Source organism: Nocardiopsis sp. KDC1DS13DA1, assembly GCF_055632325.1.
On sequence record NZ_JBVMUY010000023.1, the window covers coordinates 41,424 to 61,620 of the forward strand.

Consider the following 20,197-nt stretch of genomic DNA (forward strand, 5'->3'; position numbering starts at 1 on the left):
GTGGGCGGGGCGTGGGAGGACCTCGGGGACTGGCAGCGGTCCCTGCGCGAGGAGTTCCCGATCATCACCGGACACCCCGGCCTGGCCTACCTGGACAGCGCGGCCACGTCGCAGAAGCCGCGCGCGGTGCTGGAGGCGGTCGAGGCCTACCTGGTCGGCGGCAACGCCAACGCGGGGCGCGGCACCTACCCCTGGGCCAACGCGACGACGGCGATGGTGGAGCGCGCCCGTGGGCGAGTCGGGGCCTTCCTCGGCGACCCGGAGCCCGCGCGGTCGTCGGTGCACTTCGTCGGCGGAACGACCGAGGGGCTGCGCAGGATCGCCCTGGACTGGCTGACGGGGTTCCTGGCGGACGGGGACGAGATCGTCGTCCCGTTCGCCGACCACCAGGCCAACCTGTCCCCGTGGTTGGAGGCGCGCGACACGCTGTCCCGGCGCGGGGTGGGGGTGAGGGTGGTGGAGATGCCCAGGCAGGCGGGGTCGGGTGACTACGACACCGACGCGTTGGCCGAGGCGGTCGGACCCCGGACGCGGTTCGCGGCCCTGACCCACGTGCACCACGTCTACGGGGGCGACATGAACGTCCACCGGGTACGCGAGGCGGTCGGCCCGGACACGGTGATCTGCCTGGACGCGGCGCAGAGCGTGGGGCACCTGCCGGTGTCGGTCGACGCGCTGGACGTGGACTTCGTGGTCTTCTCCGGGCACAAGGCGCTGGCGCTGCCCGGGACGGGAGCGGTGTGGGCGCGGCAGGCGCGCGGGCCGCGGTTCTCCCCCGGCGGATGGGACGGCACGCCGAACACGGTGGGGATCGCCAGCCTGGCGGCGGCCCTGGACTGGTTGGACGGGGCCGGGGTGGAGCGGATCGACCGCTGGTGCGCGGGGCTGGCGGCCCGGCTGACCGGGGGGCTGGGCGCACTCCCCGCCTTCGAGGTGCTGGGGTGCCAGCTGAGCCTGGCCGAGGGCTCCCCCGTGCAGCGGCGGTCGTCGATCGTGGCGTTCCGGCACGAGCGGATCAGCTCGGGCGACCTGGGATTCATCCTGTTCAGCCACGGGTTCATGGTGCGGTCGGACAGCCACTGCCAGGCGGGAGCGGAGCCGGGGGACGGGTCGGTGCGGGTGAGCCTGCACGTGTACAACACCGTCGAGGAGATCGACGCGCTGTTGGCGGTCCTCCGGAGTTTGTGAACATGGAAACCACTCCCAGAAAGTCACCCGAAGCGCTAACCTCTGCACTATGAGTGACGTGCTTTCCGAACCCCGCATGGAGCCGCGCCGGGTGGCTCCCCAGTTGAACACGGCCCTGGCCGCCCTGCACGACAAGGCGGTGGGCTTCCTGGACCCCCTGTTGACCGAACTCGTCCTGGTGCGCTCCGCCCAACTGGTCGGCAACGCCCACGGCGTGGACCAGCACACCCAGACCGCCGCGGGGAAGGGCGAGAGCGACCGCCGCCTGCACGCGGTCGCCGTGTGGCGGCAGACCGACCTGTTCACGCCCAAGGAGCGGGCCGCCCTGGAGCTGGCCGAGGCGATGACCGCCACCGGGCGCGGACCGGTGCCCGACGCGGTGTGGGCGGAGGCCGAGGCGAGGTTCAGCGAGGGCGAGCTGGCCCACCTGGTGTTCTCGATCGCCACGGCCAACGCGGTGAACCAGGTGGACGTGGCGGTGGGTCGCCGGTCCTCGTGAGGGCGGCTCGTGCGGATCCCGGGGTGCGTCCGGCGCGTTGCCGGGCGCACCCCCGTGCGTGTTGGAAGGTGGTCGACCGAACGGCCACCTTTACGTCGTAGATTCATTATTGGCGCGTCCGGGCCCCGCTCCGTGTCATCGGAGGTCGGTCAGGTCCCTGAGCTGCCTGCGCGAGGTGACACCGAGCTTGCGGAAGATGTTGCGCAGATGGGCGTCCACCGTACGGGGACTGATGAACAGGCGTGTGGCCACCTCCTTGGACGTGGCACCCGCCGCGACCTGGCGCGCGATGTGCGTCTCCTGCATGGTCAGGCTGTCACGGGTGTGCCCGGAGCGGCTGCGGGCCACCTCCCCCGTCGCGCGCAGCTCGTCGGCCGCCCGCCGGGCGAACGCCTCCATCCCGATCTGCGACAGTCGTTCGTGCGCGGTGCGCAGGTGCTCACGCGCGTCGCGACGGCGGCCCGCACGGCGCAGCCACTCCCCGTACCGTAGGTGCGCCCGCGCGAGCTCCGGAGCCAGCGGACCGCCCGCCAGATGCCCGATCGCCTCCCGGTAGTCGTCCTCGCCTCCGCCCACCAGTGCCCGCGCGCCCGCCGCGACGCCGCGGGCGTACGCGGTTCCCGCGGGCTCCGTGCGCTCGAGCAGCGACTCCAGCGCCGCCTCCGCGACGGCGTCCTCTCCGCACCGGACCGCGGCCTCCACCAACTCGGGCAGTGCGACGCTCGCGTGGTACAGCCCGCCCTCCGCCACGGCACGCCCGGCCGCGGCCATCGCGGCCGGGTACTCGGCCAGGCCGTTGTACAGCACGGCCTCCGGCCCGGGAGCGCTCGCGGCCAACTGCCCCGTGCCCCGCCTCGCCGCCTCGGCGAACAGGTCGAGCGCCTCCCGCCGGCGGCCGCGCATCGCCGCCAGGCGCACTCTCGGGTACATCTGCGGCACGTCGCCGAGGGCGTCGGCGATCGCCTCCTCCTCGGCGATCGCGGCCATCGCCCGCCCGAAGTCACCGGTGAGCACCGCGGAGACCGCCACCTGGGACAGGCCGAGCCGACTGGTGACCGGTGATCCGGTGTCCCTGCCGGTGCGCACCAGCCACCCGACGACCGCCGCGTGCAGGTCCATGTCCCACAGTTCGCCCGCGACCATCGTGGCCAGCGCCGGCGCCCGGGCCCACCCGGCGTCGTCGCCGGTGAGCGCCCGCCGCAGCTCCCGAACACCGGTACGGTGACCCTCGGTGCCCCACAGCACCAGCGCGTCGAGGAGATCGGGGTCCGCCCCCGGCTCCAGTCGCGGTGCGGTCGCACGCGCCGCGTCGAGCACCCGTTCCATCACGCCGGCGGCCCTGCCCACGACGAGCCCCGTCTCCAGCGCCGCCACGAAGCACGCGCGTGACCGTCGCGGATCGACGGCGGCGAGCCGCCGTGCCGCCCTCAGGATGAGCTCCGGGCCGCCGACCGCCCCGTCCGCGCCGCCGACGAGGGCGATCCGCCCGCGCAACAGGTCGACCGACGCGTGTTGGAGATCATCCAGCGTCTCGGTGTCGACACCGGCCAGCAGCTCCGCCGCCGCGTCCGCCCCGCCCGCGTCGAGTGTGGTCCGCGCGGCCGCGAGGGTGCGCTCGGTCCGCCGCCCCGGGTCGAGGGACAGCACCGCCGCACGTTCGAGGAACGCGGCGGCGGCCGCCACACCTCCACGTGCCCGCGCGCGCGAGGCCGACGACTCCAGCTCCGCCGCCACATCGTCGTCCGGACCGCTGGTGGCCTGGGCGCGGTGCCAGGCCCGCCGGTCCGGTGCGGCGACCGGGTCGGTGGCGTCGGCCAGTGCCCGGTGCGCCGCGCGGCGCCGCTCAGGCCCGGCCGCGCGATAGGCCGCCGAACGCGCCAGCGGGTGGCAGAACCGCACACGCGTGCCGAAACGCACCAGCCCGGACCCCTCGGCGGCGGCACCCGCGGCGCCCCCGCCGAGACCCGACCTCCGGGCCGCCTCCCAGAGCAGACCCGGGTCACCGGTGGGGTCGGCGCTCGCGAGGATCAGCAGCAGGCGCGCGTCCGGGGCCAGCCCCGCCATCCTGGCCTGGAAGCTCCGCTCGATCCGAACCGCGACCGGCGACGGCGCGGGCAGTACGAAACCGCCGGCCTTGGGCAGCTCGATCAGGGCCAGCGGGTTTCCGCGCGCCTCGGCGAGAACCCGGTCGCGCACCCGCTCGTCGAGCGTCACCGCCTTCTCCCGCGCCAGCAGGGTGCGCGCATGCGCGTCCCCCAGGCCGCCGACCGCCAGTCCGGGCAGCTCGTCCAGCTCACGGGCGGCTCCGGAGTCGCGGGCCGCGAACACCACCGCGACCGGCTCCGACGCCACGCGCCTGGCCAGGAACGTCAACGCCCTCGTCGAGGCGGTGTCCATCCAGTGCGCGTCATCGACGACGCACAGCAGCGGCCGATCGGCCGCCGCGGCGGCCAGCAGTCCGAGCGCGGCGAGGCCGACGCGGAACGGGTCCGGTTCGCCCTCGGCCAACCCGAACGCGACCAGGAGGGAGTCACGGTAGGGGGCCGGCAGCTCGTCGAGGTGGGCCAGCACCGGCACGCACAGGTGGTGCAGTGCCGCGAACGGCAGCTCACCCTCGAACTCCGCTCCGGAGGCGCGGATGACCCGGAACCGCTCCGGCACCGTGTGTTCGAGGTGGTCCAGCAGCGCGCTCTTGCCGATGCCCGGCTCGCCGCGGAGGACGAGCGCACCGCCCTCGCCCCGCTGCGCGGCGCCGATGAGGGTACGCAGACGGTCGATCTCGTCACGTCGGCCGACGAGCGGGCGGGGAGACGGCGCGGGCATGGCGCCAACCCTACGCGGGACGCCGTCCGCCGCCGAAGTAGGTGATCGTCACCGACGCGAGCGGTGGCTGGTCCGCGCGATCGTCGTGGTGTGGCGGCGCGGTCCCGGCTCCCCCGGAACACGCCGAACCCCAGACGCACCCGCCGGGAACAGGTCCCGGCTGCCCAGAGGAAGGAACACAGCACGATGGACGCCCCCACCGTACTCGTGACCGGCGCGACCGGAACCGTCGGATCGTCCCTGGTCCCCGCCCTGCGAACCCGTGGCGTCACGGTCCGCGCCATGACCCGCGACCCCGGCCGTCCCGTTCCCGGTGTCGAGAACGCCGTCGCCGACCTGCGGGATCCGGAGTCGGTCACCGCCGCTCTCAAAGGCGTCGACGGCGTCTTCCTCAACAGCCCCTCGGCGGAGGACGCCGCCGCGCTCCAGATCCGCTTCGCCGACCTCGCCCGTGCCGCCGGCGTGCGGCGGCTCGTGCTGCTCTCGCAGTACGCGGCGCGCGCCGACTCGCCGGTGCGGTTCCTGCGCTGGCACGCCGAGGTCGAGGCGCATGTGCGGCGGCTGGGGATCGAGCACACCGTGCTGCGCCCCAACCTCTACATGCAGGCGCTGATCGGCTTCGCCGGAACCATCACGCGGGGCTGGTTCGCCGCGCCCATCGGCGGCGCCGCCGTCAGCGCCGTCGACACCAGGGACATCGCCGAGTCCGCCGCGGCCGTGCTGACCGGCACGGGGCACACCGGCCGCACCTACACGCTGACCGGCCCCCGGGCCGTGACCCACGAGCAGATCGCCCAGGCGCTCTCCGCCGCGACCGGGCGGGACATCACCTTCCGGGAGGCGTCCGCCGAGCGGTTCACCGCGGCCCTGACCGGTGTCCTGCCACCGTGGCAGCTCGACGGCCTCGTGGAGGACTACGCGCACTACGCCAGGGGCGAGGCCGCCCAGGTGCACACGTCGGTCGCCGACCTCACCGGCCATCCCGCACGCGACGTCACCGGGTTCGCCCGGGACCACGCCGCCGTGTTCACCCCGGCGTGACGCTCCCCGGTCGAGCGCCGGGGGCCGCTGCCCCGCGTGTCCGCGGACACGCGGGGCAGCGCGGCCTAACCGTTGTCCCCGACCGCCGAGGTCAGCCAGAGAGCCGCCTCGTGGGCCTCGCGCACGTGTTCCTGGATCGCGGTCCGCACCGCGAGCAGCGCGGGGTCCCCGCGGAGGTCGTGCGCAAGCGGCCCGGCGGGCTCGGAGCCGCCGCGCGCGAGCAGGTCGGCGTAGCCATCGGTGCCTCCGGCCAACTGGGAGAGCTGTTCCCACTCCCGGTGGGCGGTGAGTGCCGCGTCCACCGGGAGCATGTACCTGTCGACCCGGCCCAGTCGACGGTCCACCTGGCGGTCGGCCTCCCTCACCGCGTCCGCCCGGGGGCGCACGGCCTCACGGACCCGGTCGGAGGCGGCCTCGGCACTCAGCCTGGAGACCTGCGCGCCGAGCGGCGCGATCCGGGCCAGGTCGCGCGCCGCGAGCCACTCCTGTTCGCGCAGGACGACCAGTGCCGACCGGGCGTCCAAGTCCGGGATCAGGCGCTGGGCCTGCTCCACGCGGTCGCACGCGCCCTGGATCCGGCGCAGCCTCCCGCGCGCCTCGTATCCGAGCGTGGCAGGGTCGACGAAGCGGTCCGCGGGCACGAGGTACTCCTCCCGCTTCCCGAGAGACACGAAGAGTGCGTACCGCAGGAGGTGGACGAAGAGGAAGTAGATGAAGGTCCCGACGATGAACGTGAGCCCCACCGTCCCCAGGGAGGCGAAGAACCCCGCGACCAGGCTCCTTCCCACGTTCTTCATGCCTTTCCCGGACAGGCGCACCGGTATGTAGGCGAACAGCCCCAGGAAACCCACGCCGATGGCGGCCGCGTCGGCGGAGGGACCCAGCACGAAGTCGCACACGGCCACCGCGGACAGGGTCACCGTGAAGGGGACCGCCCCTGTGACCAGGCGTTCCCTCCGGGTTCGCAGTAGCCGTGGCCGCGCCCGCGCGGGAGCCTGCCTGATCTCGACGGTGTCCGTGCGCAGCCCCCGGAGCATCTCCTCGGGGAGGGTCGGGTCGAACACGGGGCGTGTGCCGTCGTGGTCCTTCGCGAGCTTCATGGACGGGCCGGGTCCTTCCGTGCCGTCGCGCGTCAGGGTGTGCGCGTCGCACCTTCGACGCGGCAAACGAACGGACGGTTGCACGGATCACGGGGCCCGCTCCCCCACCGCCATGAGGACCGTGACGACCGGACCGGCGAGCGTGCCCGCCGGGATCGGGGCGACGTCGGCCGTGGGGAGCGCGAAGCGGCGGCGCACCCGTTCACCGTCATGCGCGCGAACTGCCGGGCGGCCGCCCGGTACATCAGTCCACGGTCTTGGACAGGTCCTGGACGAGGGTACGGTCCGGCGTGAAGCGGACCAGGCGGCCATCGTCGGCGTAGTACCGGAAGTCCGGGTGCCAGGTCGTCTCGTCGTCACCCAGGTAGCGGCGCAGCTTGCGCCGCGCCAGGGCCGGGTCGAAGGGCACCACCTCGGCCCGGCCGTGCATGGTCACCTGGAGGAACTCCATGCGCTCCAGATCGCAGGTGTCCACGACCGCGGAGGCGCGCGGGTCGCGTTCCAGGTGTTTGGCCACGACCGCGTAGGAACCCGTGATCCACCACATGGAGCCCCGCTCCCACAGGAACCAGACCGGCCTGACCGCGGGTGCGCCGACGGAGTTGATGGTGGCCACGCGGGCGACCAGGGGGCGCTGGAGGAAGGCGTCGACGTCGAAGGGGTGTGGGCGCCGAGTCTCGGAGGGGGTAGGCATGCCCCTCAGGCTAGGGACGCGGGGGCGGGGTACGAGCCCCGCCTCGCCCGCTCCGCCAGTGATCGGATGCTCCGTGCCGCGCCCTCGCGTACGACCATCAGTAGGCGGTACCGCCGTAGTCGTGCGGATCGGCACCAGCGACAGGAGTCCACGCCGTATTCGTGGTGAGCCCTCTCCCGTTCGCGGTGGCACGGGGCCGTCCACCGGCGTGCCGGGTGCACCTCCACCCACCACAGACGACACGATCCCCGACTCCGGCACGCATTCCCGCATCCCCACCTCCTTTCCGTGACGAGACCGGGCATTGATCTCATCTGCCTTTGTTCGCACCGGAACGGCGCACATCAGCATGGAGGCCCCGCGCACGTCCGCCCTCGGAAGGGTGCGCGGGGCCTGGTCAGCGGGGGGCGGGGCTACCGGGCGGGCAGGATCCGGCCGGTGACCTCACCGAAGTGCACCCGGGTCCCGTCCGGGCCGGGCGCGGTCGCGGTGATGACCACCTCGTCGCCGTCCTCCAGGAAGGTGCGCTCGGTACCGTCGGGCAGCCGCAGCGGCTCCCTGCCGCTCCAGGTCAGCTCCAGCAGACACCCGCGCTGCCCGCGCTCGGGACCGCTGACCGTGCCCGACGCGTACACGTCGCCGGTGCGCAGCGACGCACCGTTGACCGTCATGTGCGCGAGCTGCTGGGCGGCCGTCCAGTACATCGTGGCGAACGGCGGACGCGACACCGTGTACCCGTTGATCCGCACCTCCAGGTCCAGTTCCAGTCCCCAGTGCTGGCTGCCGCGCAGGTAGGGCAGCGGTTCGGGGTCCTGGGCGGGCTGCTCGACCCGCGCCGACTCCAGGGCGGCCAACGGCACGATCCACGGCGAGACCGACGTCGCGAAGGACTTGCCCAGGAAGGGGCCCAGCGGCACGTACTCCCACGCCTGGAGATCGCGCGAGGACCAGTCGTTGAGCAGGAACACCCCGAACACGTGGTCGGCGAAGTCGTCCACGGCGACGCGCTCGCCCATGGCGCTGGGTGTCCCGACGACGAAACCGACCTCGGCCTCGATGTCCAGGCGCGCCGACGGCCCGAAGAGGGGGGTGGGCTCGGTCGGGGGCTTGCGCTGGCCCGTGGGGCGCACGATGTCGGTGCCCGAGACCACGACGGTGCCGGACCGGCCGTGGTAGCCGATGGGCAGGTGCTTCCAGTTGGGCGTGAGCGGCTCCTGGTCGGGGCGGAACATCCGGCCGACGTTGCTCGCGTGGTGCTCCGAGGCGTAGAAGTCCACGTAGTCGGCCACCGTGAACGGCAGGTGCAGCCGGACCGAGGACCGGTCGACCAGGTGCGGGCGGATCGCGTCGGCGTGGGCCGGGTCGGTGAACCACGCGGTCAGGGTGGCGCGCACGGTGTCCCATACGGGCCGTCCGGCGGCCAGGAGGGCGTCGAGGTCGGGCTGGGCGACGGTGTCGGCGAAGGGGGCCTCCAGAGCCCGGGCGGCGGCGCCCAGGTCCAGGACGTGGTCACCGATCGCGACGCCGGTGCGCGGGGCGGGGTCGGTGTCGGTGCTGAACACCCCGTAGGGCAGGGTGGCCGGGCCGAACGGCGCGTCCGGGTCCAGGTCGAGCCAGGTGTCGGGCATCGCTGTCGCTTTCTACGGTGGTGGTGGTCAGTGCGGCCGGGCGTCGGGGACCAGTGCGCCGAGGACGACCAGGTCCTCCAGGGGGTCGACGACGCTGCACGTGCCGAAGGAGACGAACCGCCCGCGGACGGCCTCGGTCTGGTCCCGGGTGAGCCGGGCGGCGGCGTCGACCAGGGCTGCGGCGTCGCGGTCGGCGAGGACCCCGGCGAGGTCGTCGGTTCCGGCTCCGTCGACGGTCGCGGCGGTGGCGACGAGCAGGTTGAGGAACCCGTGCTGCTCGAAACCCTCGGCCGTGGTGCGGCGGACGGCGTGGTGCAGTCCGGCGGTGCACTTGAACGGGAGTTCACGGGACACCGCGGCGGCCACGAACGCGGCGAGTTCGGCCTCGTCGGGGTGGGCCTCGGGGGTCAGTCCGCCGGTGCGGAACTTGGCGCTGTGGCCGGTGCCGACCAGGGCGTCCAGGTCGGCGGGCACGTCCCCCCGCCGGGAGACCTCCACGAACCCGGACGCGCCCGGCGGCAGGTGGCGGGTGAGCCGCCGGGCGGCATCCCCGGCCGCGCCGGGCGCCGCCGCGGTCTCGACCCCGACCAGCCGCAGCGCGGGGTCGGCCAGGACGGACTCCACGGCGGGGCCGATGCCGTCGGGGCCGCCGGGGACGGTGACCACGACGGGCAGCGGCCCGGGTGCGTCCTCCTCCCTGGCCAGGACGGCGCGGAGTTCGGCCACCCGGCCGTCGGCGACCAGGAACGGGCCGACGTAGCCGTCGCGCCACCCGGCGCGGTACCCGCGGTGGGCGGGCACGGCCTGGCCCATGGGGGCGTTGCCGGGCGGGAAGAGCGCGGCGTCGTCGAACAGGCGGCGGTAGAGGGGGTGGGTCACCGGTTCCTCCTCCCGCCCGCCCAGGTCCAGGCGTAGCCGCCGTCGTCACTGGCCAGGCCGCCCTCGCCCAGGTCGAGCGGGCGGAAGGTGTCGACCATGACGGCGAGCTCGTCGAAGTAGTGCACGCCGACGCTGCGCTCGTAGGCGCCGGGCTGGGGGCCGTGGGAGTGGCCGCCCGGGTGCAGGGAGATCGACCCCTGCCCGATGCCGGAGCCCTTGCGGGCCTCGTAGTCGCCCCCGCAGTAGAACATGACCTCGTCGGAGTCCACGTTGGAGTGGTAGTAGGGCACGGGGATGGACTCGGGGTGGTAGTCCACCTTGCGGGGCACGAAGTTGCAGATGACGAAGTTGTGCCCCTCGAACACCTGGTGGACGGGCGGCGGCTGGTGGACCCGGCCGGTGATCGGCTGGAAGTCGTCGATGTTGAACGCGTACGGGTACAGGCACCCGTCCCAGCCCACGACGTCGAAGGGGTGGGTGGGGTAGGTGTAGCGGGTGCCGGAGATCCCGCCGGGGCCGTCGCCGCGGTGCTTGATGAGCACGTCCACGTTCTCGCCGTCGGCGAGCAGCGGCTCGGAGGGGCCGCGCAGGTCGCGTTCGCAGTAGGGGGCGTGCTCCAGGAACTGCCCGTAGCGGGACAGGTAGCGCTTGGGCGGAGCGATGTGGCTGTTGGCCTCCACGACGTAGGCGCGCAGGGGCCCGTCACCGGTGGGCACCCAGCGGTGGGTGGTGGCGCGCGGCAGGACGACGTAGTCGCCGCGGCCGACGTCGAGGGCGCCGAAGACGGTCTCCACCCGGGCCTGGCCGGACTCGACGTAGACGCACTCGTCGCCGATGCCGTTGCGGTACAGCTCCGAGGGCGCCCCTGCGACGACGTAGGAGATGCGCACGTCGTCGTTGCCCAGGACCAGGCGGCGCGACTCGACGACGTCGGCGGCCTTCCAGTCCTGGTCGGCGAAGAGCGAGTGCAGCCTCAGGTGGCGGGGCACCATCGGCGCGTTGCGGGTGCGGGTCAGGTCGGGCAGCTCCCACTCTGCGGCGTCGACGATCGCCGACGGGATCGCGCGGTGGTACAGGAGCGAGGAGTCGCTGGAGAAGCCCTCCTCCCCCATGAGCTCCTCGTAGTACAGGCCGCCGTCGGGGTTGCGGTGCTGGGTGTGGCGGGTGCGGGGCACCTCGCCGACACTGCGGTAGTGGGCCATGGCGGTGATCTCCTTACCGTGGTCGTGGGGCCGTGCGGCCGGAGCCGCGGGCTGGTCGGGATCAGCGGGTCGTGGTGGTCCGCGGGTGTCGCGCGTCGGACGCGGCCCGGTCGGGCGTCAGGCCCAGGGCGGCGCGCAGGGCCGTGTGCAGGGCGGCGGTGTCGGTTCCGGGGACGACGGCGGCGATGTGGGCGTCGGGGCGCACGATCCACACCTGCCCGGGGGCCGGGTCCAGGGCGCGGGTGAGTGCTCCGGTGGTGTCGACGTCGGCCAGGCGCAGGACGGTGGTCGGGGCCGGGCAGGCGTGTTCGGCGGTGGCGCGGACGCGGTCGAGGAGCGCGTCGGGGTCCTGTCCCCGCGGGGTGGGGCCGAGCAGGAGGGTGAAGCCCTCGCGGAGCAGGGGGCGCAGGCGTCCGGGCCGCTCGGTGCCGAGGAGCGCGGCGGGTGCGTCGGGCAGGATCACCCCGGGGCAGGGGTCGGGGGTCCGGCCGCGCGGGGGCCGGCCGCCGAACGGGCGGTCGGGGCAGGGGGTGGTCAGGGCGGAGTCGGTGTACCAGAAGGGTTCGGCCAGGCGGCCGGAGTCGACGTTCGGGTGGACCGAGGGGTCGGTCAGGGCGCGGTCGAGGACGTCGAGCCTGCGGTCGTGCTCCTGGGGACCGTGCGGGACGAGGAAGCGCATGGTGGCGCTGGTGATCTCGGCGTTCTCCAGCGCGGCGGCGTGGCGTTCGGTGTGGTAGCTCTCCAGGAGTTCCTCCCCCGCCCAGCCGGCGCGGACGTAGGCGAGCTTCCAGGCGGCGTTCTCGGCGTCCTGGACACCGGAGTTGAGGCCGCGGGCGCCGAAGGGGGCGACCAGGTGGGCGCAGTCCCCGGCGAGCAGGACGCGGCCCGAGCGCATGCGGTCGACCACGCGGGTGTGGAAGCGGTAGACCGAGTTCCAGACGATCTCGTAGGGGCGCTCGCCGATGATCTGGCGGATGCGGGCGTCCAGGCGGCCGGTGGCGCGTTCGGCGTCGAGGTCGAAGTCGGCGGGGACCTGCCAGTCGATGCGGAACACCGAGTCGGGGCAGGGGTGGATGAGCACCTGGCGGCCGGGGTTCCACTCGGGGTCGAAGTAGAAGCGGCGTTCGCGTTCCCAACCGGGCAGGTCGGCGCGGATGTCGCAGATGAGGAAGCGGTCGTCGAAGGAGGTTCCCCCGAACCCCAGGCCGAGCGCCTCGCGGACGACGCCGCCGTGTGCGCCGAGGCAGGCCAGGACGTGGGAGCCGCGCAGGCGGACCGGACCGCCGGGGGTGGCGCAGCCGACGTCGACGCCGTCGTCGTCCTGGGCGATCCCGGTGACGTGGTGGTTCCACAGCGTCTCCACGCCCGCCTCGTCCAGGAGGCGGTCGAGGACCTGTTCGGTGCGGGACTGGGAGATGTTGACGAAGGGGGGCAGGGGTGAGGCGCCGGGGTCGGGGAGGCGGACGCTGAACAGTTCGCGGTCCCGGTAGAAGGTGCGGGCGGTGTCCCAGGTCAGTCCCTCCTCGACGATGGTCCCGGCGCCGAGCCAGTCCCACACGTCCAGCACGTCGCGCTGTTGGCAGATGGCCTTGGAGCCGACGGCGTCGCGTTCGGGTCTGGTGTCGAGGATCCGTACGGGCACCCCGCGCCGGGCCAGGAGCAGGGCCGCGGTCTGGCCGACCGGCCCCGCGCCGAGCACCAGGACGGGGTCGGCGACGGTGTCGGCGGGGGGACGTGGAGCTGGAGGGCGCATCGTGGGCTCCGTTCGGCGTGGGGCGCCCGCACGGGCGCGGTGGTCGGGGGATGGTCGGTGGTAGGGCGCCGGAGGCACCGCCGGGAGGTGCCGCACCGGAGGCGTCCGGCGGGGGTGTCCCGCCCTTCGGCGGAGCGGCCCCCGGGCGGTGGCGGCCGGAATCAGCCCTGGAGCTGGTCCCACACCTGGCGGTCGCGGTCGGCGGTCCAGATGACCGGCCGCTCGATGCCGCGGAACTCGTCCCACAGGCGGGAGACGTCGAAGGGCAGGCAGTGCTCGAAGATCGGCCAGTGCCCGTAGGCCCCCTCCAGGGCGGCGTGGGCGGCCTCGAACGCCTCCTTGAGCGTGCCGCCGCGCTCGTGGACGGCGCCGACCTCGCGGATCATCGTGGTGAGGAAGCCGCGGGTCTGGTTGATGGCGGCGTCGACGTTCGCTCGGCCGTGCGTGACCGCGCCGCGGCCGCCGATGAGCACCTCGGCCTCCAGCGCGGCGACGCGGTCGAGGGTGGGTCCGGCCCAGTCGCGGTGGAAGGCGTCGCCGGTGTAGAGGGCGGCCTCGGCCTCGACCAGGTCACCGGCGAACAGGATCTTGTGCCTGGGCAGCCAGGCGACGATGTCGCCCTCGGTGTGGCCGCGGCCGAAGTACTCCAAGACCAGTTCGCCGCGGTCGCCGCCCAGGTCGATGGTGGTGCGGTCGGCGAAGGTCTGGGTGGGCCAGGTCAGGCCGGGGACGGAGTCGGGGTCCTTGGCCAGGCGGGGCATGCGGCCGAACTCGCTGGCCCAGTCCTCCTTGCCGCGTTCGCGGATGAGTTCGTGGGTCTTCTCGTGGGTGATGATGATGTCGGCGTCGAAGGCGCTGGCGCCCAGGACGCGGACGGCGTGGTAGTGCGAGAGCACGAGGTAGCGCACCGGCTTGTCGGTGTGCTCGCGCAGGAGGGCGAGCCAGTCCCGCGCGGCGGCGGGGGTGGCCAGGGCCTCGAAGGCGACGACGAAGTCCTCGCCCTCGATCGCGCCCACGTTGGGGTCGCCCTCGGCGGTGAGCGCGTAGACGCCGTCGGCCAGGACCTCCAGCGTCTGCTCCTTGGCCTCGGTGTCGGCGGACGAGGCGAACGGCTTGGCCATGGTCGTGGGACCCCTCACTCGCTCATGGACGACGGCCTGCCGCCCAATTGATCAAACCTTTGATGATTTAGACCATAACGTGCTCCGCACCACACGACCAAGAGGCCTCCGGCCGCCGGCCTGGTGATACAGGTCACACACCGAGGTTACCCGCCCCGCCCGGCCGCACCCCCCACCACGACACCCGCCCCCCCGGACCGCTCCGCCGGAGTTCGACCGGGACGGGCGGAATCCGCCCGCACGGCGCCGGAGGCAGGTACTAGGCTGGTGAGGTGACCCATAACACCGCTCCCCCAACCGATCTCACGTTCTGGTCATTCGTCGACTACGCGGTGCAGAAGGCGGAACGAGAGCTGCCCTCCGTCGACGCGGAGGCCATGCGCATGGTCCTGACGCTCAACCGGGCGACGAGCATGGTCATCTACGACCTGGAGTCGTCCGTCCACCGGCCCAGGGGACTCACCTGGCCGGGGTTCCGCGTGATCTTCGCGCTGTGGCTGGCCGGACCGATGGAGGCCAAGACCACCGCCGAGATCTCCGGCATGAGCCGCGCCGCCCTGTCCGCCCTGCTCAACACCCTCGAACGCGACGGGCTCATCGTGCGCGAACGCGCCGAGCACGACCGCCGCGCCCTCCAGCTCAGCCTGACCGAGGCGGGCTACGGCGCGATCCTGGGCGGCTTCCGCGCCCACAACCGGCGCGAGAGCGCCTGGGCCGAGGCCCTCGAACCCGAGGAGCGCCGCGAACTGGTCCGCCTGCTCAACAAGCTCATGGCCGGATCGACCACGGCACAGGCCAAGTTCCGCAGCTGACCCGCACCGGAGCCGGGCGCCACTTCCGCCCGGATTGGCCCTTGAGCGACCGGTCCGCCGCTGTGAGCATCAGGGTATGGACGACAGCCGATCCCGCCTCGACGCCGCACGACAGCAGTTCTCCCCCGAGGTCACCTACCTCAACACCGCCACCCACGGCCTCCCGCCCCACCGGGCGCTGCGGGCCCTCGAACGGCACACCCACGAGGTGGCCACCGGCCGTTTCCAGGCGGCCGACACCGACGCCGCCGTGGACTCCGCCCGCGCCGCCTACGCCCGCCTGACCGGCGTCCCCGTCGACCGGGTCGCCGCGGGCACCCACGTCTCCCAGTTCGCCGGGACGATCGCGGCGAGCCTGCCCCCGGGCTCGGAGGTCCTGGTCGCGGAGAACGAGTTCGCGTCGGTGGTCTTCCCCTTCATGGCCCGGCAGGACGAGGGGATCCGCGTCCGCGAGGTCCCCCTCGACCGGCTGCCCGAGGAGGTCGGCCCGGCCACGGCCCTGGTGGCCGTGGCCGCCGTCCAGTCGGCCGACGGCGCGATCGCCCCGCTGGAGGAACTGATCACGGCGTGCGCCGACCACGGCGCACGGCTGATGGTCGACACGACCCAGTCCTTCAGCTGGCTCCCCGTGCCCGCGGACCGCGTCGACTTCACCGTGTGCAGCACCTACAAGTGGGCGCTCGGGCCGCGCGGGGCGGCGCTGCTGACCGGCACGGAGGAGGCGCTGGCCACGCTCCGGCCGCTCGCCGCGAACTGGTTCGCGGGCGAGGACCCCTGGACGTCCCTGTACGGCGGCCCGCTGCGACTGGCCGCCGGAACGCGCCGTCTGGACCTCGCACCGGTGTGGTCGGCGTGGGTGGGGCTGGCCCCGGCCCTGGACCTCCTCGAGGAGGTCGGTGTGGAGGCGATCCACCGACACGACACCGCCCTGGGGGACGGGTTCCGCACCGCCATGGGCCTGGAACCGACCGGGTCGGCGATCGTGTCGCTGGAGGTCTCCCAGGAGTCCGCCCGACGGGCGGCGGAGGCCGGGATCGTCACCGCCACCCGCGCCGGACGGCTGCGGGCCTCGTTCCACCTGTACAACGACGAGGACGACGTCGAGCGGCTGGTCAAGGCGCTGCGCTAGGACGCATCCGCACCGGGGCCGGGCACGCGCTCAGAGCGCGTGCCCGGCCCCTCGTGCGCGGCGACGAACAGTGCTCCACCTGACACACTCCGCACACCCCGACCAGGGAAAACACGGAGTGTCTCTATTTGATTACTCTTCGCTTATGTCAGCATCGGCGTGGCCGGTGCGGACCTGGGCTTCGAAGCCAGAACGGCTACCGACGGGTCAGCGCCGACCGTTCCGGAAGGCCGAGGCCGCGACACCGCGAAGACAACGAAGGAGCACACGGCATGCGAGCAGTCACACGGGAGAAGACCGCGTCCAAACACGTGAGGTTGGGTTTCCACCTCGTCGGCGTCGGCCTGACCACGGCGGCGGCGGTCGCCGTCGCCGCCCCCGCCTGGGCCCAGCCGCTGGACCCGGGCCCCCAGCTCATGGCTGCCGTGCCGCCGATGGAGGTGGACGACAACCCGACGTTCACCGACCTCGACTTCGAGTGCGACTTCACCCTCAAGGTGGAGCCCGTGACCGAGGGCACGTTCGGACCGGTCACCATCTCCGACATCGTGGACGACCAGGTCTTCGACTTCAGTATCAGCGGTGACCTCGTCGCCACCGGCGTCATCGTCAAGGGCGGCCCGAACGCCAACCTGTACGACTACCGGCCCATCGGCATCGGAGCGGACATGACCCTCCACGCGCCGCTCAACCTCAACTCCCCGAACCCGTTCGACTTCTACGAGCTGAGCCACGTCGACTTCTGCCTCGTCGAGGACGGGTACAACGGCGACAACGGCAACGGCAACAGCACCGGCCGCGACGATCGCCACCACGCCTGACGACGTGTGCGAGTGAGTGGAGGCCCGGGGGCGCCCCGGGCCTCCACGCGTGGACGCGGCCTGCTCCGTCGACCGGACGACGCGGCTCGGCGGCGCGGTCGGGCCCCAGAAGCCGACGTGCTCGTGCCCGTCGTCGGACCTCACCCGGCGGGGCGGCTCACCGCCCGAAACCCGGCCTCCGACGCTCGCGCGCGCGTGCGCGAATCGCCAGGTGACCTCGCCGGAGCCCTAGAAGATCATGCCGCACAGGGGTGCGTGGGGCACCCGCAGCGCGGCGTCCAGCCGGTCGGCCGCGCCCGGGGTGTGCTCGGTGGCCACTCCGGCCGCGACGTGGGCGGCGAGCGTGTGCTGACCGAGGAAGGCGGCACCCAGGTGGGACACGTCCAGGGACAGGTCCGGAGCGTCGCCGGTGCTCTCGACCGCGGCGCCGTCGCCGTCGGCCCTGAGCCGCCACCGGCCCGCGTTCCAGGGGGCGAACCGGTCGCGGACCTCGACCACCGTCCGGACCGGCGCGGCGTAGGAACGTTCGGCCAGAGCGGCGCGCACGTCCACCAACCGCATCCACAGACCGGTGGTCGGCACGGCACTGATCCGCTGCCGGTCGGCCATGAGGGTCCACAGCGGGTCGTCCACGGCGGCGTTCTCCAGGACGACCGTGGCGACCAGGTCGCGCTGGAACACGTGGTCGTACAGGGCCACCCGCGCCGCGGGCGTGGCGGCGACCAGTTCCTCGACGTGCAGCTCGCTGTGCCAGCCGGCCTGGTCGTAGCTCCTGCGCGTCCGGTACAGGGCGTATCCCCGGGGGCCGTCGGCGTCGCTGACGACGGCGGCGTTCAGCCCGGTACGGTCGCCGCGCACCTCCGGGGTGTCCTTCAGGGCGCGGTCCCACCAGACCGCGCTGCGCCGGAAGCGGCCGATCTGGGTGGGGAACACCCTGTCGAACACCTCGGTCACCTGTCCGCGGGCCTCCTGGGCACCGAGCAGGCGCAGGGTGAGCGCGGGATCGCGCGGGGCGTCGGGCACGAGCGCGGCGTGCGGTCGGGCGATGGTCAGCCGTGTCTCCATCGCGGCCGCCCCGTAGCCGAACCGGCCGTAGATACCGCCCTCGGACGCCCACAGGGCCGCGAGGCTCTCGCCCCGTTCCCGCAGTTCGTGGAGCTGGCGGCGCATGAGCGCGCTGAGCACGCCCCTCCTGCGGCGGGTGGGCCACACCCCCACGCCGGTGACGCCCGCGACCGGGCGCGGACCGCCGGGCATCGTCATCTCGAACCCGAAGTCGTTGACCGCCCCGATGATCTCGTCACCGTCCACCGCCACCAGGATGCGCTGGTAGCCGTGGTCGTCCATGAGCGGGCGGATGTGCTCCAGGCGATCCTCCACCGTGCCCGGTGCCAGGAGCGCCTCGCCCACCACCCGGGCGACCTCGGGAAACTCGTCGCGGTCGGTGCCGCGTACCGTCCAGGCCGTCTCCGAGGCAGGGGTCGGGTCCGGTTCGGAAGTCTTCGTCATGACAGTCTGCCTATCAGGACTCGGAGGGACGTGGCTATCTGTTTTCCCTCGGTGCGGCGGACGGGGCCGGTCGTCCATTCCGGTTCGGGCGCAGGGCCGTGACGGAGGAGTAGCGAACGTCACGGAGGGGCACCTCTACGGTGTGACTCCTCCTTCGGTACCGAAACGACAGGGAACCCGGTCCGTGCGCGGTGCGACGCGCGTCGTGGTGGGGGTGGACGCGGGCGGCACCACCACCCGCGCCCTGGTGACCACCCTGACCGGTGAACGGCTGGGCGAGTCGTGGGCGGGCGGCGCCAACCCCAACACCCACGGCGTCATCCGGGCCGCCGCCCAGCTGACCGAGGCGGTCGAGGGAGCGCTGGACCGCGCCGAACGGTGGGCGCGCCAGGAGGTCGCGGCGGTGGTGGTCGGTCTGGCCGGAGTGTCGGCGCTGCGGGACGCGGACGTGCGCGCGCGGATGGAGGGGGCCCTGGTCGAGGCGGGCCTGCCCCGTGGGACGGCGAGGTTCACCGGTGACGACGAGGTCGCCTTCGCCTCGGGCACACCGCTGCCCGACGGAACGGTGCTCATCGCCGGGACCGGGGCGATCGCGACGAGGATCCAGGAACGGCGGCGCGCCCGGTCGGCCGACGGCATGGGATGGCTGATCGGCGACGACGGCTCGGCGTTCTGGATCGGTCACCAGGCCGCGAAGGAGACCGCCCGGCAGCTGTCCCGCGGCGGGGAGCTCAGTCCGTTGGCGCGCACGGTGGCCAAGCGGGTCATCCCCGGCCAGCGCCCGACCGATCGGGAGGACCACTGGCCCGAGGAGCACGCACGCAACTTCGCCCGGACACTGACCGAGGGGCCTCCGGTGGCGCTGGCCACGCTCGCCCCGCTGGTCAGCGAGGCGCACACGGCGGGTGATCCGGCCGCGGAGGTGATCGTGGAGGCCGCCGCGGGCCACCTGGCGCACACGGTGCACCAGGTGCGCACGCCCGGGGAGCGTACCCCGGTGGTGCTGTCCGGCGGTGTGCTCACCCACTCCGAACCGGTGCGCGCCGCACTGACCCGCAAGCTGGAGTTGGGATCGGCGGGGACGGAGATCGTCATGGCCGGATGCACGGCGGGCGGGGCGGCGTGGCTGGCGGCCCTGCACGCGGGCGTGTCCGACACCGACCGCGCGTTGCACGAGGTCTTCACCCGGACGGGGCGGCGGAGCGGGCGGAGCGACGCCGCCTGAGCGGCTCCGTCCCGGCCGCTCCCCGAACCCGGTCCGAAGCGCGGCGCAGGACCCGAGCAGACACGGCCTAACCGGCCGGTGGGTCACCGAGTCCGGTCAGGTAGGCCTCCAGGGTGGCCCGGAAGGCGGTGTCGTCGACGGTGGCCGGATCCACGGCGGCGAGGGCCGCGGCCAGGGGCGCGTGGTCGGGCCCGTAGGAGGTCGGGGGCCGGACGAATCCGGTGGCGAAGGGCACGATGATCGAGCCCATGACGACGTAGTCGACCGCCAGGACGATCTCCAGCGCCGTGGCGGGCGGCCACCCGGCGTCGGTGAGCAGGGCGACGGACCTGGCGTAGTAGCGCAGGGCGGTGGGGGTCTCCACGGCGCGGCGCGCGATGACCGCGGCGGCGTTGGGGTGTGCGAGGAAGGCGTCCCGGTAGGTGGTGGCGAAGTGGCGCAGGCCCGCGCGCCAGTCGGGGCCCTCCAGCAGGGACAGGTCGACCTTCGACACGATCAGCTCGGTGACCAGGTCGAGGATCTCGGACTTGGAGCGCACGTGGTTGTACAGCGAGGAGGCCTTGACCTCCAGGCGCCGGGCGACCTCGCGCAGGGTGAGGGCGTCGACGCCCTCCTCGTCGAGCACACCGAGGGCGGCGGAGGCGATCAGGGTGCGCGTCAGGGCCGTCCGGGGTCCGCCGTTCACCGCTGCCGCCCGCACATCCACACCACTCTCCGTCACGTTTTTCATGAGGTACTTCACAAATCGGGAAACTCCCCCTAGCGTATCAACT

17 protein-coding genes are annotated in these 20,197 nt (G+C 73.5%); 7 read left to right on the forward strand and 10 right to left on the reverse strand.

All coding sequences use genetic code 11. The features are described from left to right. Complete coding sequence (locus ACTVAJ_RS15580; RefSeq protein WP_470388874.1) at positions 1 to 1,188, forward strand: aminotransferase class V-fold PLP-dependent enzyme; 1,188 nt, start codon at positions 1 to 3, stop codon at positions 1,186 to 1,188. A gap of 49 nt (positions 1,189 to 1,237) precedes the next feature. Next, entirely contained in the window at positions 1,238 to 1,687 is a 450-nt protein-coding gene (locus ACTVAJ_RS15585) for a carboxymuconolactone decarboxylase family protein (RefSeq protein ID WP_470388875.1), read from the forward strand. 135 nt (positions 1,688 to 1,822) lie between these two features. Here the strand turns inward: ACTVAJ_RS15585 and ACTVAJ_RS15590 are convergent, their stop codons facing one another. Further along, positions 1,823 to 4,510 carry an AAA family ATPase gene (locus ACTVAJ_RS15590; protein WP_470388876.1) on the reverse strand — a complete coding sequence of 896 codons (2,688 nt, stop codon included), beginning with the start codon at positions 4,508 to 4,510 and terminating at the stop codon, positions 1,823 to 1,825. Between the two features lie 186 nt (positions 4,511 to 4,696). On the opposite strand from ACTVAJ_RS15590, the gene ACTVAJ_RS15595 reads away from it, so the two are divergent. Next, on the forward strand, positions 4,697 to 5,551 hold the full coding sequence (locus ACTVAJ_RS15595) for an SDR family oxidoreductase (protein ID WP_470388877.1): 855 nt from the start codon (positions 4,697 to 4,699) through the stop codon (positions 5,549 to 5,551). 65 nt (positions 5,552 to 5,616) lie between these two features. On the opposite strand, the gene ACTVAJ_RS15600 is transcribed toward ACTVAJ_RS15595, so the two are convergent. From ACTVAJ_RS15600 to ACTVAJ_RS15630, 7 genes are all read right to left on the reverse strand, one after another. Next, positions 5,617 to 6,651, reverse strand: coding sequence for a hypothetical protein (locus ACTVAJ_RS15600; protein WP_470388878.1), 1,035 nt, complete (start codon positions 6,649 to 6,651; stop codon positions 5,617 to 5,619). A gap of 244 nt (positions 6,652 to 6,895) precedes the next feature. Next, positions 6,896 to 7,345: a pyridoxamine 5'-phosphate oxidase family protein gene (locus tag ACTVAJ_RS15605; protein ID WP_470388879.1), complete on the reverse strand. Its 450-nt coding sequence runs from the start codon at positions 7,343 to 7,345 to the stop codon at positions 6,896 to 6,898. A gap of 413 nt (positions 7,346 to 7,758) precedes the next feature. Then, positions 7,759 to 8,973 (reverse strand): fumarylacetoacetase, encoded by a 1,215-nt coding sequence (gene fahA / locus ACTVAJ_RS15610; protein ID WP_470388880.1) that lies wholly within the window; start codon positions 8,971 to 8,973, stop codon positions 7,759 to 7,761. A 27-nt stretch (positions 8,974 to 9,000) separates the two neighbouring features. Beyond that, positions 9,001 to 9,852: a hypothetical protein gene (locus ACTVAJ_RS15615; protein ID WP_470388881.1), complete on the reverse strand. Its 852-nt coding sequence runs from the start codon at positions 9,850 to 9,852 to the stop codon at positions 9,001 to 9,003. Continuing rightward, the gene (locus ACTVAJ_RS15620) at positions 9,849 to 11,054 is read right to left on the reverse strand and encodes a cupin domain-containing protein (RefSeq protein ID WP_470388882.1); all 1,206 of its coding nucleotides are present in this window, start codon (positions 11,052 to 11,054) and stop codon (positions 9,849 to 9,851) included. The genes ACTVAJ_RS15615 and ACTVAJ_RS15620 overlap by 4 nt, the downstream gene beginning before the upstream one ends. Positions 11,055 to 11,115: 61 nt before the next feature. After that, positions 11,116 to 12,807, reverse strand: coding sequence for an FAD-dependent monooxygenase (locus ACTVAJ_RS15625; RefSeq protein ID WP_470388883.1), 1,692 nt, complete (start codon positions 12,805 to 12,807; stop codon positions 11,116 to 11,118). Between the two features lie 161 nt (positions 12,808 to 12,968). Continuing rightward, a complete protein-coding gene (locus tag ACTVAJ_RS15630) occupies positions 12,969 to 13,928 on the reverse strand; it encodes an MBL fold metallo-hydrolase (RefSeq protein WP_470388884.1) in 960 nt (319 codons plus the stop codon). 272 nt (positions 13,929 to 14,200) lie between these two features. On the opposite strand from ACTVAJ_RS15630, the gene ACTVAJ_RS15635 reads away from it, so the two are divergent. From ACTVAJ_RS15635 to ACTVAJ_RS15645, 3 genes are all read left to right on the forward strand, one after another. Continuing rightward, complete coding sequence (locus ACTVAJ_RS15635; protein WP_116246678.1) at positions 14,201 to 14,740, forward strand: MarR family winged helix-turn-helix transcriptional regulator; 540 nt, start codon at positions 14,201 to 14,203, stop codon at positions 14,738 to 14,740. A 76-nt stretch (positions 14,741 to 14,816) separates the two neighbouring features. Further along, entirely contained in the window at positions 14,817 to 15,869 is a 1,053-nt protein-coding gene (locus ACTVAJ_RS15640; RefSeq protein WP_470388885.1) for an aminotransferase class V-fold PLP-dependent enzyme, read from the forward strand. Between the two features lie 272 nt (positions 15,870 to 16,141). Continuing rightward, positions 16,142 to 16,690 (forward strand): hypothetical protein, encoded by a 549-nt coding sequence (locus tag ACTVAJ_RS15645; protein WP_470388886.1) that lies wholly within the window; start codon positions 16,142 to 16,144, stop codon positions 16,688 to 16,690. Positions 16,691 to 16,918: 228 nt separating this feature from the next. Here ACTVAJ_RS15645 and ACTVAJ_RS15650 read toward each other — a convergent pair whose 3' ends face one another. Further along, complete coding sequence (locus ACTVAJ_RS15650) at positions 16,919 to 18,199, reverse strand: GNAT family N-acetyltransferase (RefSeq protein ID WP_470388887.1); 1,281 nt, start codon at positions 18,197 to 18,199, stop codon at positions 16,919 to 16,921. A gap of 214 nt (positions 18,200 to 18,413) precedes the next feature. Here ACTVAJ_RS15650 and ACTVAJ_RS15655 point away from each other — a divergent pair, with 214 nt between their 5' ends. Then, the gene (locus ACTVAJ_RS15655; RefSeq protein WP_470388964.1) at positions 18,414 to 19,424 is read left to right on the forward strand and encodes an N-acetylglucosamine kinase; all 1,011 of its coding nucleotides are present in this window, start codon (positions 18,414 to 18,416) and stop codon (positions 19,422 to 19,424) included. Positions 19,425 to 19,491: 67 nt separating this feature from the next. Here ACTVAJ_RS15655 and ACTVAJ_RS15660 read toward each other — a convergent pair whose 3' ends face one another. Beyond that, positions 19,492 to 20,145, reverse strand: a complete 654-nt coding sequence (locus tag ACTVAJ_RS15660) for a TetR/AcrR family transcriptional regulator (RefSeq protein ID WP_470388888.1) — start codon at positions 20,143 to 20,145, stop codon at positions 19,492 to 19,494. Between the last annotated feature and the right edge of the window lie 52 nt (positions 20,146 to 20,197).

Coding starts and splice junctions, on each gene's coding strand:
- ACTVAJ_RS15650 (WP_470388887.1), bottom strand. CDS start 18,199: ATGACGAAGACTTCCGAACCGGACCCGACCCCTGCCTCGGAGACGGCC.
- fahA (WP_470388880.1), bottom strand. CDS start 8,973: ATGCCCGACACCTGGCTCGACCTGGACCCGGACGCGCCGTTCGGCCCG.
- ACTVAJ_RS15600 (WP_470388878.1), bottom strand. CDS start 6,651: ATGAAGCTCGCGAAGGACCACGACGGCACACGCCCCGTGTTCGACCCG.
- ACTVAJ_RS15595 (WP_470388877.1), top strand. CDS start 4,697: ATGGACGCCCCCACCGTACTCGTGACCGGCGCGACCGGAACCGTCGGA.
- ACTVAJ_RS15585 (WP_470388875.1), top strand. CDS start 1,238: ATGAGTGACGTGCTTTCCGAACCCCGCATGGAGCCGCGCCGGGTGGCT.
- ACTVAJ_RS15625 (WP_470388883.1), bottom strand. CDS start 12,807: ATGCGCCCTCCAGCTCCACGTCCCCCCGCCGACACCGTCGCCGACCCC.
- ACTVAJ_RS15590 (WP_470388876.1), bottom strand. CDS start 4,510: ATGCCCGCGCCGTCTCCCCGCCCGCTCGTCGGCCGACGTGACGAGATC.
- ACTVAJ_RS15605 (WP_470388879.1), bottom strand. CDS start 7,345: ATGCCTACCCCCTCCGAGACTCGGCGCCCACACCCCTTCGACGTCGAC.
- ACTVAJ_RS15620 (WP_470388882.1), bottom strand. CDS start 11,054: ATGGCCCACTACCGCAGTGTCGGCGAGGTGCCCCGCACCCGCCACACC.
- ACTVAJ_RS15640 (WP_470388885.1), top strand. CDS start 14,817: ATGGACGACAGCCGATCCCGCCTCGACGCCGCACGACAGCAGTTCTCC.
- ACTVAJ_RS15630 (WP_470388884.1), bottom strand. CDS start 13,928: ATGGCCAAGCCGTTCGCCTCGTCCGCCGACACCGAGGCCAAGGAGCAG.
- ACTVAJ_RS15645 (WP_470388886.1), top strand. CDS start 16,142: ATGCGAGCAGTCACACGGGAGAAGACCGCGTCCAAACACGTGAGGTTG.